This window comes from Haemophilus sp. CCUG 60358 (assembly GCF_001679485.1).
Classification (GTDB): Bacteria; Pseudomonadota; Gammaproteobacteria; order Enterobacterales; family Pasteurellaceae; genus Haemophilus_D.
This window is the reverse complement of sequence record NZ_LZOZ01000008.1, coordinates 188195-200195: the sequence shown is the minus strand read 5'-3', so window position 1 is coordinate 200195 and position 12001 is coordinate 188195. Positions and strand designations below refer to the sequence as shown.

The window sequence follows — 12001 nt, the reverse complement described above, 5'->3', positions numbered from 1 at the left end:
TATTGTTAAAGAGCAAAAAACAACGACGCACTGGTTTTATAAAGCTTCACAACAGCGCGTCGTTGTGTGGGACGTATTATAGGCATTTCAGATGCCTTTGCAAGATCTTTTTGTAAAAAAATGTAAATTTTTTTGCTATTTGCTTACAAACACACCAACATGACGAGAAAAAATCATTTTAAAACGGTAATTCCATCAAATCCCCAGAGAGCCAACGCTTGTTCTAATTGGTGTTTATTCTCTACATCTTGCGTACAAAAAACCTGATTTTTCACCTCTAATTTTGACCGCACTTCTAATTTATCAAGTAAGAACTGCAATCGCTTGGCAATAGCGAATCCTGGATCCATAAAATTCTTCACTTGAGGTAAGCAAATTTGTATTTCATCTTTTATTAAAGGGAAATGGGTACAGCCTAAACAAATCGTATCTAAGTTCTCTATTGAAGCCCAAGGACTTAATTCATTTTTCAATGCAATCAAATCGACCGATTTCCCTTGGATTTTATGCTCTGCGATTTCAACCAGTTTAGTTGAGCCTAATCGTTCAACTATACAATGGGAGGCAAACTGATGAATAAGATCATTAACATAAGGGCGTTTAACCGTCCCCTTTGTCGCCAATAGTCCAATATGTTTCGTTTGTGAGATTTCTGCTGCTGGCTTAATAGCTGGCACAGTACCTACAATCGGAATAGAAAATTGTTCACGCAAAGGTGGTAACACTACAGTACTCGCAGTATTGCAAGCAATCACAATGGCATCAAGTGGATAATCCTGATTAATTTTTTTACAAATACCCAATGTTCGCTGAATAATTGTTTCTTCTGATTTTTCTGAATAAGGAAAGCCAGCATTGTCAAAGCAATACAAATAATGGTTATCGGGCATCAGCTTTTTCGCTTCGCGATAAACGCTTAAGCCCCCCATTCCAGAATCAAAGAAAAGTACCGTTGATTTATTCATTTATATAAAACTCTTTCAAAAATAACCGCACTTTAGGCATTCGAATAAATTTCTCGATTATTTAGCCAACGGCGGATTAAACTTTCTGCCACATCCGGATATTTTACGATTAATGCCTTAGCATAATGTTGAACTGTTGGGATCATTTTACGATCGCGCATTAAATTCGCCACTTTAAATTCGGCAATTCCTGTCTGTTTAGTGCCCAATACTTCACCTGGGCCACGAATTTCTAAATCTTTCTCTGAAATCACAAAGCCATCTTGGCTATCACGCAATACCTGTAAACGTTTTTGCGACACTTTACCCAACGGCGGTTTATACATTAAGACACAAAAAGACGCCGTACTGCCACGCCCTACTCGTCCACGTAACTGATGGAGTTGTGATAAGCCCAAACGCTCTGCATTTTCAATGATCATAAGACTGGCATTCGGCACATCCACACCCACTTCAATCACGGTTGTAGCCACAAGCAAATCAAGTTCTGCATTTTTAAAGGCAGCCATAATATCTTGTTTTTCTTGCGGTTTCATTCGTCCATGTACAAGACCAATTTTAAGCATCGGCAACGCTTTTATTAAATCTTCCCAAATTGCCTCGGCTGCTTGCGCTTCTAATACTTCAGACTCATCAATCAACGTACAAACCCAATAAGCCTGACGTTTTTCATTAATACAGGCATTTTTGACTCGAGCAACAATTTCATCTCGACGCTCTTCAGAAATAACCACTGTCGTAATCGGCGTTCGACCTGGTGGCAATTCGTCAATAATCGACGTATCAAGATCAGCATAAACCGTCATTGCTAACGTTCTTGGGATTGGCGTTGCTGTCATAATCAGTTGGTGCGGATAAAATCCTGCTTTTTCGCCTTTTTCTCGTAACATTAAACGCTGATGCACACCAAAACGATGCTGTTCATCTATAATTACCAAGGCTAAATCAGCAAATTCCACTTCTTCTTGGAATAAAGCATGTGTGCCCACCACCATTTGGACAGCACCCGATTTAATTTTTTCCAATTCAGCTTGGCGAGCTTTCCCTTTCACCTTACCCGCTAACCAGCCAACTTCAATACCAAAAGGCTCTAACCAACGGCGGAAATTATTCGCATGCTGTTCCGCTAAAATCTCTGTTGGCGCCATTAAAGCCACTTGTTTGCCATTATCAATCGCTAATAAGGCGGCTAATGCTGCTACCAATGTTTTTCCTGAACCTACATCGCCCTGAACAAGTCGCATCATCGGATAATCTTTCGCTAAATCCTGTTCAATATCCGCCACGACTCTATTTTGGGCATTCGTTGGTTGAAAAGGCAAAGATGCAAGAAAACGTTGCTTCAAATCAGTTTGATAATGCAATGGCAACGCTAAAAACTGCTGCGTACCCAACCGCACTTTTTGCATTGCAAGATTGTGTGCAAGCAGCTCTTCAAAGATAAGTCGCAGCTGTGCAGGATGTTGCCCTTTTTCCAAAACATCTAATGAAATGTCTGGCGGCGGACGATGCAAAAATCGAATAGCCTCCTTTAGGCTAAAAGGATGTGGATTAAATTCATTAGGTAAAATTTCCGTTAATTGGATTTTATCGAGTAAAGCCAATGCTTGATCGGTTAGCTTACGTAATGAATTTTGTTTTAAACCTTCCGTTGTGGAATAAATAGGCGTAAGTGTTTCCTCTAAAACCAATGGCGCATTATCCCGTATGATTTGATATTCAGGATGATGAATTTCCGCCATAAAGCGTCCACGTTTAATTTCGCCAAACGCTTTGACGCGCGTACCAATCTGAAAACTGTTTTTCATCCCCGCATTAAAATTGAAAAAACGGAGCATAATCTTGCTCGTTCCATCAGAAAGACTGACGGTTAAAATAGGACGGCGCCCAAACGCGACTTCACAAGTTTGGACAACGCCTTCAATGGTAGCATATTGTTCAGGACGAAGATCGGCAATAGGCATAATTCTCGTGCGATCTTCATAACGGATAGGTAAATGAAAAAGCAAGTCTTGGAGATTATGAATTCCAATACGGCTTAATTTATCGGAGATTGCCGCACCTACACCGGATAAAGTCGTTAAAGGAACGGCATCGAGAAGTTGCGTGCTCATTATGCTTCATTAATATTGCGCTTCAAACGAATCACACTGGTAATTTGTTTGATTTTTCGCATAATGTTTTCTAAATGATAGATATCTCTCGCGCCAACTTGGATAATGACTAATAGCAGATTATTCTCTAATTCTTCCGTCCAAATACTTTGAATATTACTTTCACAAGTCGCGACCGCTGTCATGAGGCTACCTAATACATTTTGTTCATTAAGCATTTCAATGTGTAATTCGGCATCAAAATTGACCGCACTTTCAGCCTCTTCCCATTTTGCCGCGGTGAAATCTTTGGCATTACCTGACGTTAAATTAGAACAAGCTTGATGATGTACAACCACACCTTTCTTCGCCGTACTTAATGCCACGATCGGATCACCCGGAATTGGATGACAACATTGAGCGAAAGACGCTTTCATTTCGCCATCTCGGCTCAATGTTAGTGTACTTTGTGTATTTTCAGACACACCATCCACATCAATTTCAATAGCTTCATCCATTAATTGATGAGCAATGACACTCGACATTTGGTTACCTACGCCGATTTCCTCAAAAAGCTCATTGAGGCTTGAGAGATTCAATTCATTTAGTAACGCTTGGATTTTCTCTTCAGAAACCTCAGAGAGATAATGTGGTTTTAGGGCCATTTCTAGCTGTTTTTTACCAGTTTGAACGGCATCATCTGCACGCAATAATTTTAAGAAATGACGAATACGAGTTCTTGCACGAGCAGTTACTACAAAGTTTAACCAGCTAACGTTTGGATGAGTATTTTCACTGGTCACAATCTCAACGGTTTGACCAGACTCTAAAGCTTGTGATAACGGATAAGGTTTATGCTCTACTACTGCCGCAACACAATGATTTCCCACATCAGAATGCACTGCATAAGCAAAATCGACAGCTGTTGCGCCCATTGGTAATTCAACGATACGACCTTTCGGCGTAAAGACATAGATTTCTTTCGGGAAAAACTCAGATTTTACGTTCTCAATAAACTCAAAGGAGTTACCCACGTTTTGTTGAATATCCACTAAGCTTTGCAACCAACGTTGCGCACGTACTTGAGCGGTGGTGCTATCGTTTTTACCACCTTCTTTATACACCCAATGGGCGGTAACTCCCATTTCAGCAACCTGTTCCATTTCTTCAGTCTGAAGATGAACTTCTACGGGCACCCCATGAGGGCCAATCATTGACGTTTGCAGTGCTTGGTAGCCATTTGCACGAGGCACAGCAATATAATCTTTCACTTTACCAGGGCGAGGTTTATACAAACTATGCATTTGCCCCAACCCGCGATAGCAATCATCAACCGAATTCACAATAACGCGGAAAGCATAAATATCCATAATAGAATGGAATTTCTGATCTTTCGTGCGCATTTTTTGGTAAATTTTATAGAGATGTTTTTCACGTCCCCAAATACGATTTGTAATGCCTACATTATCAAGACGTTGTGAAATATCATTAGATATGCGTTGAATCAATTCTTGACGAGAACCACGCGCTTGTTCGACGAACTTTTTAAGTACTTCATAACGGCGGGGGTGCATAGCTTCAAAAGATAAATCTTCTAATTCATTCTTGATATGTTCGATGCCTAAACGGTGGGCTAAGGGACAGTAAATCTCTAGAGTTTCTTTTGCGATACGACGGCGTTTATCCGGACGCAATGAACCCAACGTTCGCATATTATGGGTACGGTCAGCCAGTTTGATTAAGACGACGCGAATATCTCGAGTCATCGCTAAAATCATTTTGCGGAAGTTTTCAACCTGTGCTTCTTGGCGGGTACGGAATTTCAATTTATCTAGTTTCGATACGCCGTCAACAATTTCGGCTACGCTAGCACCAAATTCATCTTTTAATTGGGATTCGGTATAAGGGGTATCTTCGATAACATCATGCAATAATGCAGCCATGATTGCTTCATGGTCTAAATGCATTTCCGCAATAATTGAAGCTACTGCAACAGGGTGAGTAATGTAAGGTTCGCCGCTTGAGCGAAATTGTCCTTCGTGAGCATCTCGCGCAATGACGAATGCACGTTTGATTAATTCAATTTTATCGGCGGGCAAATACCCCTGAATAATTCGATCTAAATCTGCAAACAATTCCAAAGGACACCTGACTTTTTGTAGAGAGAAAGACTAGGCGATCAAAATAGCTTTAATTTTGACCGCACTTTAATGAGATTATTCTGCGATTAACGCTACAGCCACTTCTTCGCTACGTTGAGAAGCTGCCGCATCTAAATACTCTTTTGCATCCATGATTTCTTGGTTGATTAACCCTTTTTCGATTTCACGTAATGCGATTACAGTTGGTTTATCGTTATCTTCCGGCACTAACGGCTCACTTTGATGTAACTCTAATTGTCTCGCACGACGAGCGGCGGTTAAAATTAAATCAAAACGGTTACCAATTTTTTCTACTGCATCTTGCACAGTCACTCGAGCCATGTTTTACTCCGATGTTAAAAATAATGTCTATAAAGGGAAAATATTGTACTCAATTCAAGCTTATTTTGCTAGTAGCTGATGAATTAAGTCCGCATTTTCTGTTTGTTGATAAGCTTTGGTCAAGCGTTCTGCCTGCAAAATGCTTTGTAAATCTGCCAATGCCTGTTCAAAATTATCATTCACAATCACGTAATCATATTCATCATAATGCGAAATTTCGCTGATTGCTTTTGACATTCGCTCAGCAATGACCTCTTTGCTATCCTGTCCGCGTCCAACCAAGCGACGCTCCAATTCTGGCAATGATGGAGGCAAAATAAAAATGCTTTTTACAGAAGGTACTTTTTGACGAATTTGCTGTGCACCTTGCCAATCAATATCTAAAAACACATCAATACCTTTAGCCAAGTTTTCTTCAATTGCTGGCAATGAAGTGCCGTAATAATTACCGCCAAACACTTTTGCATATTCTAAGAAGTGGCCTTTTTCAATTAAGGTTTCAAATTCTTCTACTGAAACAAAATAATAATGCACACCATGACTTTCGCCTGGTCGAGGTGAACGCGTTGTGTGTGAAATGGACACCATTTTTTTCGTGCCTTGATTTTTTTCTAATAACGCGGAAATTAATGATGACTTGCCCGCCCCACTCGGTGCAGAAAGAATATATAAATTACCTTGAGACATAATTGAAACCTCTTATTGTTGTTTGTTTTTATTATACAAAAAGAAAATGAAAAGTGCGGTCAAATTTTCATTTGTTTTACCAAATTGTTAAAAAGTGATCGAGATCACAAAAAAGTGGTATATACCCTTTTTTTTATCAAAATGCCCATGCTATAATCCACGAGAACTCGTTAGAGCAACGATTTTGTTTAACTTAAAAAATAGAAGGTGAAAATCTTATGGCTATTAAAATTGGTATCAACGGTTTCGGCCGTATCGGTCGTATCGTATTCCGTGCAGCACAACATCGCGATGACATCGAAGTTGTAGGTATCAACGACTTAATCGACGTTGAATACATGGCTTACATGTTGAAATACGATTCAACTCACGGTCGTTTTGACGGTACTGTTGAAGTTAAAGACGGTAACTTAGTCGTAAACGGTAAAACTATCCGTGTTACTTCTGAACGTGATCCTGCAAACCTTAACTGGGGTGCGATCGGCGTTGATGTTGCAGTTGAAGCAACAGGTTTGTTCTTAACTGATGAAACAGCACGCAAACACATCACTGCTGGTGCGAAAAAAGTCGTATTAACTGGTCCTTCTAAAGATAGCACACCAATGTTCGTACGTGGTGTAAACTTTGGTGCATACGCAGGTCAAGATATTGTGTCTAACGCTTCTTGTACTACAAACTGTTTAGCACCTTTAGCACGTGTTGTTCACGAAACTTTCGGTATCAAAGATGGTTTAATGACTACTGTTCACGCAACAACAGCGACTCAAAAAACTGTTGATGGTCCATCAGCTAAAGACTGGCGTGGTGGTCGTGGTGCATCACAAAACATCATCCCTTCATCTACCGGTGCTGCGAAAGCTGTTGGTAAAGTATTACCAGCATTAAACGGTAAATTAACTGGTATGGCGTTCCGTGTTCCTACTCCAAACGTATCTGTAGTTGACTTAACTGTAAACTTAGAAAAACCAGCAACTTACGAACAAATCAAACAAGCAATCAAAGATGCAGCTGAAGGTAAAACTTTCAACGGCGAATTAAAAGGCGTTTTAGGTTACACTGAAGATGCAGTAGTTTCTACAGACTTCAACGGTTGTGCTTTAACTTCTGTATTTGATGCTGATGCGGGTATCGCATTAACTGATTCTTTCGTGAAATTAGTATCTTGGTACGATAACGAAACTGGTTACTCAAACAAAGTATTAGACTTAGTTGCACACGTATACAACTACAAAGGCTAATCAAAATAGCTAAAAAATTAACCGCTCTTTTTAGAGCGGTTTTTTTATTTCTAATCAATTTAGATTTTCTCAATATTTTATATATTCTTTATTGCTCATTTGAATATAATAATAGAAAAATAAATATGTCTATTATTTATTCTATATTCACAAAATAATAACATTTTACTAGATTTTAAATTTATTTAGTTTATATTAGCGTACAGTTGTTCGCTCAAATAAGGCTTATATGAATTTAGAACGTCATTTCGTCAATCGAATTCGCCAGCAGGCAAAAACTCGTCAAAATGCAACCGCACTTCGCCATAAAATTAATGGCTTGTGGAAAGATATTTCGTGGAACGCATTCCAACAACAGCTTGATCAGCTTTCATTAGCTTTTCTTGCTTGCAATATTCAAGTACAAGATAAAATTGCAATTTTTGCGCACAATATGTCACGTTGGACAATCGCAGATATTGCGGCACTTCAAGTCCGAGCTATCACCGTTCCCATTTATGCAACCAATACGGCACAACAGGCAGAATTTATTTTAAATCATGCCGATGTCAAAATTCTGTTTGTTGGCGATCAAGAACAATATGATCAAGCGTTAGAAATTGCACATCAGTGTCCACAATTACAAAAAATTGTGGCCATGAAAGAAAAAATTCAACTGACAGAAACTACCCTTTCCTACCATTGGGACGATTTAATTCAATTAGGTACAGCAGAATTTCAGGCTGAATTTGAAACTCGCTTAGCAAATAAAACGATGGATGATTTATTCACGATCATCTACACCTCTGGCACAACAGGTGAACCGAAAGGCGTAATGCTCGATTACAATAACTTGGCGCATCAACTTGAAGCCCATGATATTGCATTAGATGTTAATCAAGATGAGGTTTCACTTTCTTTTTTACCATTTAGCCACATTTTTGAGCGTGCTTGGGTTGCCTATGTGTTACATCGGGGAGCAATCCTTTGTTATCTCGAAGACACCAATCAAGTACGTGAAGCATTAACGGAAGTGCACCCGACCTTTATGTGTGCGGTACCACGTTTCTATGAAAAAATTTATTCTGCCGTGCTTGATAAAGTACAAAAAGCCCCTTTTATTCGTCAGATGATTTTCCATTGGGCAATTGCAGTGGGACAAAAACGTTTTGATCTTCTCTCTCAAAATAGAAAAGTCCCCTTCTTCTTGCAAAAACGCTATGCACTTGCCGATAAACTGGTGCTGTCTAAACTGCGTTCATTGTTAGGCGGACGAATTAAAATGATGCCTTGCGGTGGTGCAAAATTAGAACCAACCATTGGGCTTTTCTTCCATAGTATTGGGATTAATATCAAACTCGGTTATGGCATGACTGAAACCACGGCAACTGTTTCTTGTTGGGATGATCATCATTTTAATCCAAATTCTATCGGTAAACTGATGCCAAACGCCGAAGTTAAAATTGGTGAAAATAACGAGATTCTGGTTCGTGGCGGTATGGTGATGAAGGGGTACTATAAAAAGCCTGAAGAAACTGCCCAAGCCTTCACCGAAGATGGTTTCTTGAAAACAGGAGATGCCGGTGAGTTTGATGCTGAAGGTAATTTATTTATTACCGATCGTATTAAAGAATTGATGAAAACCTCTAACGGCAAATACATTGCTCCACAATATATCGAAGGTAAAATCGGTAAAGATAAATTTATCGAACAAATTGCGATTATTGCCGATGCCAAAAAATATGTTTCAGCCCTAATCGTGCCTTGTTTTGATAGCGTAGAAGAATATGCGAAAAAACTGAATATTAAGTATCAAGATCGCATGGAATTACTCAAACACTCTGAAATTATTAAAATGTTTGAGAAGCGCATCGAAAGCCTCCAAAAAGAATTGGCGCACTTCGAACAAGTGAAGAAATTTACGCTACTCTCTCAAGCATTTAGCGTAAAACTTGGTGAAATCACCCCTACGCTCAAATTACGCCGAAAAGTGATTATGGAACGCTATCGTCATATTATTGACTCGATGTATTCCAACAACAAAGAAAATAAGGAAAATAAAGAATAAAAAAGGCGGTGAATTTTCACCGCACTTTTTATTTTCACTAAAGCCATTTATTCGACTTCTACTAGTACGCCTGCTTGACGAGGTTTCAATACGCCTACCTCACTAAGCTCAATACCGGCTTTTTTCGCAATCTCTAAAATTTCCGCTTCACTTTCTGGTTTAACCGCAATCAACAAACCACCTGAAGTTTGTGGATCGCAAAGTACCGCCTTTTGATAATCGGTAAGAGGGCCGATTTTATGTCCATAGCTTTCAAAGTTACGATTGGTTCCACCTGGTACACAACCTTCTGCAATGTAATCTGCTACACCATCTAATAATTTGATTTTATCAAAATGCACAACCGCATTAAGATTTGAGCCTTCACAGATTTCAGCCAAGTGCCCTAACAAACCAAACCCTGTTACATCTGTCATAGCGGTTACACCTGCAACTTCTGCAAATTGACTACCAATCAGATTCATTTGGCACATTGCTGCTGTTGCCAATCCTTGATGTTCTGGTTTTAATTTACCTTTTTTCTCTGCAGTAGTCAGCACGCCGATACCCAATGGTTTCGTCAGATAAAGCTTACACCCCACTTCTGCCGAGGCATTACGTTTTACACGATCCGTTGCAATAACGCCTGTTACCGCTAAACCAAAAATAGGTTCTGGTGCATCAATCGAGTGTCCACCCGCTAGCGAAATCCCTGCTTGATGACAAGCAAAACGACCACCATCAACTATTTTTTGAGCCACTTCTGGTGGCAATTTATTAATCGGGAAGCCTAGAATGGCAATTGCCATAATTGGCTTACCACCCATTGCGAAAATATCACTAATGGCATTGGTTGCAGCAATGCGACCAAAATCAAAAGGATCATCCACAATCGGCATGAAGAAATCCGTGGTACTGATAATTGCAGTACCATTACCAAGATCATAAACCGCAGCATCATCCGCTGTTTCGTTACCGACCAATAAATTGGGATCAGCAAATTTTTCGAGTTTAGTCTGTAAAATTGTCCCTAACACCTTAGGCGAAATTTTACAGCCTCAACCTGCGCCGTGGCTGTATTGTGTTAAACGAATCTCATCCGTCATATTCAATCCTTTGTAAAAATAATGTACTTCTTAAACAAAAGAGCGGTTAGAAAAAGCCACATTTAAGAGGCCAATTTCTCTACTTTTGCTTGTTTAATCATATTATCGCTGACTTCTAAAATAGTAATTCGTAAGCCATCGATTTCACAAACGGTTCCTTCATCAGGAATATCTTCAAGATGCTCGAGAATCAGACCATTAAAGGTGCGAGCATCTTCTGTATCTAATTCCCAACCAAACATTTTATTCAAATCACGAAGATTTGCCGAACCTTCAATAATCATTGAGCCATCAGATTGTTGCACCACTTCTTGTTCAATAGTCGGTGCAGTAGTGGTTGTAAAATCCCCTACAATTTCTTCTAAAATATCTTCAAGCGTGACTAATCCTTTAATATCACCATATTCGTCCACCACTAAACCGATACGTTCTTTTTTCGTACGGAAATTCTCTAATTGTGTTTTTAGTGGTGTCCCTTCTGGAATGAAGTACACTTCATCAACTGCACGTAATAAAGTTTCTTTGGTGAATTCATTTTTTTCTAATAACAAACGAAACGCTTCACGCACGCGCAAAATCCCTAATACTTGCTCATCAAGGCTGCCTTTATACAACACAATTCGGTTGTGTGGTGCATGATTAAGCTGGCGCATAATCGCTTTCCAATCGTCATCAATATCAATCCCTGCTATTTCATTACGTGGCACCATGATATCGTCGACCGTCACCGTTTCCATATCTAAAATAGAGAGCAACATTTGTGGATGCTGTTCATCCGGTGTGGCTTCTCCCGCTTCCGATACGATACTACGTAGTTCTTCACGACTAATCACTTGCTTTTGCATATCAGGTTTTAAACCCACCATTCGCATTAATGTCTTCGTGAAAAGATTCATTAACCAAACTAACGGATAAAATATTTTTAATAGCAAGACCAAGATATGACTTGAAAATAATCCCACCTTTTCAGGATGCATTGCCGCGACGGTTTTAGGGAAAATTTCAGAAAAAACAAGCATCACAAAGGTTAATAAACCTGTTGCAATAGCCACACCCGCATCGCCATATAAACGCATACCAATCATGGTTGCAATAGCTGAAGCACTGATGTTAACAAGGTTATTAAAGATCAGAATAAAACTTAACAAGGTATCTGGCTTCTCAAGCAGTTTTTCTGCTTTTTGCGCACCTTTATTACCTTGTTCCGCCATAAAACGAAGGCGATATTTATTGAGAGAGAGTAATCCGGTTTCTGAGCCGGAGAAATAGGCTGATAAAACTAAACAAATAATGAGTGTAATAAATAAAGTACTAAGGGGGATACTGTCCAAGGGTAAATCCTTTTGTTCGTTAATCAACAAAAAGTGCGGTCATTTTCACCGCACTTTTTACCTGTTCTTTGA

9 protein-coding genes are annotated in these 12001 nt (G+C 39.4%); 2 read left to right on the top strand and 7 right to left on the bottom strand.

All coding sequences use genetic code 11. From position 1 onward, the window contains the following. Positions 1-173: 173 nt before the first annotated feature. The 5 genes from murI to gmk all read right to left on the bottom strand — a co-directional run bounded on the left by murI (position 174) and on the right by gmk (position 6228). Positions 174-965 carry a glutamate racemase gene (murI, locus tag A9500_RS03545; RefSeq protein WP_065243910.1) on the bottom strand — a complete coding sequence of 264 codons (792 nt, stop codon included), beginning with the start codon at positions 963-965 and terminating at the stop codon, positions 174-176. Between the two features lie 32 nt (positions 966-997). Then, positions 998-3079, bottom strand: a complete 2082-nt coding sequence (recG, locus tag A9500_RS03540; RefSeq protein WP_065243909.1) for an ATP-dependent DNA helicase RecG — start codon at positions 3077-3079, stop codon at positions 998-1000. Next, positions 3079-5199 carry a bifunctional GTP diphosphokinase/guanosine-3',5'-bis pyrophosphate 3'-pyrophosphohydrolase gene (gene spoT, locus A9500_RS03535; RefSeq protein WP_049367044.1) on the bottom strand — a complete coding sequence of 707 codons (2121 nt, stop codon included), beginning with the start codon at positions 5197-5199 and terminating at the stop codon, positions 3079-3081. Before spoT ends, recG begins: the two co-directional genes overlap by 1 nt. Positions 5200-5274: 75 nt before the next feature. Next, on the bottom strand, positions 5275-5541 hold the full coding sequence (rpoZ, locus tag A9500_RS03530) for a DNA-directed RNA polymerase subunit omega (protein WP_049367045.1): 267 nt from the start codon (positions 5539-5541) through the stop codon (positions 5275-5277). Between the two features lie 60 nt (positions 5542-5601). Next, on the bottom strand, positions 5602-6228 hold the full coding sequence (gene gmk, locus A9500_RS03525; RefSeq protein WP_041918290.1) for a guanylate kinase: 627 nt from the start codon (positions 6226-6228) through the stop codon (positions 5602-5604). A 218-nt stretch (positions 6229-6446) separates the two neighbouring features. Between gmk and gap the strand changes: the two genes are divergently transcribed. Then, positions 6447-7466, top strand: a complete 1020-nt coding sequence (gene gap / locus A9500_RS03520) for a type I glyceraldehyde-3-phosphate dehydrogenase (protein ID WP_049363694.1) — start codon at positions 6447-6449, stop codon at positions 7464-7466. A gap of 229 nt (positions 7467-7695) precedes the next feature. Beyond that, positions 7696-9513 carry a long-chain fatty acid--CoA ligase gene (locus A9500_RS03515; RefSeq protein WP_065243908.1) on the top strand — a complete coding sequence of 606 codons (1818 nt, stop codon included), beginning with the start codon at positions 7696-7698 and terminating at the stop codon, positions 9511-9513. 47 nt (positions 9514-9560) lie between these two features. Here A9500_RS03515 and selD read toward each other — a convergent pair whose 3' ends face one another. Continuing rightward, positions 9561-10598, bottom strand: a complete 1038-nt coding sequence (gene selD / locus A9500_RS03510; protein ID WP_083180274.1) for a selenide, water dikinase SelD — start codon at positions 10596-10598, stop codon at positions 9561-9563. Between the two features lie 62 nt (positions 10599-10660). After that, a complete protein-coding gene (locus A9500_RS03505) occupies positions 10661-11929 on the bottom strand; it encodes an HlyC/CorC family transporter (RefSeq protein WP_065243906.1) in 1269 nt (422 codons plus the stop codon). Between the last annotated feature and the right edge of the window lie 72 nt (positions 11930-12001).

Excerpts from the sequence above, each read along its gene's own strand:
- murI (WP_065243910.1), bottom strand. The coding sequence starts at position 965 with ATGAATAAATCAACGGTACTTTTCTTTGATTCTGGAATGGGGGGCTTA.
- recG (WP_065243909.1), bottom strand. The coding sequence starts at position 3,079 with ATGAGCACGCAACTTCTCGATGCCGTTCCTTTAACGACTTTATCCGGT.
- rpoZ (WP_049367045.1), bottom strand. The coding sequence starts at position 5,541 with ATGGCTCGAGTGACTGTGCAAGATGCAGTAGAAAAAATTGGTAACCGT.
- gmk (WP_041918290.1), bottom strand. The coding sequence starts at position 6,228 with ATGTCTCAAGGTAATTTATATATTCTTTCTGCACCGAGTGGGGCGGGC.
- gap (WP_049363694.1), top strand. The coding sequence starts at position 6,447 with ATGGCTATTAAAATTGGTATCAACGGTTTCGGCCGTATCGGTCGTATC.
- A9500_RS03515 (WP_065243908.1), top strand. The coding sequence starts at position 7,696 with ATGAATTTAGAACGTCATTTCGTCAATCGAATTCGCCAGCAGGCAAAA.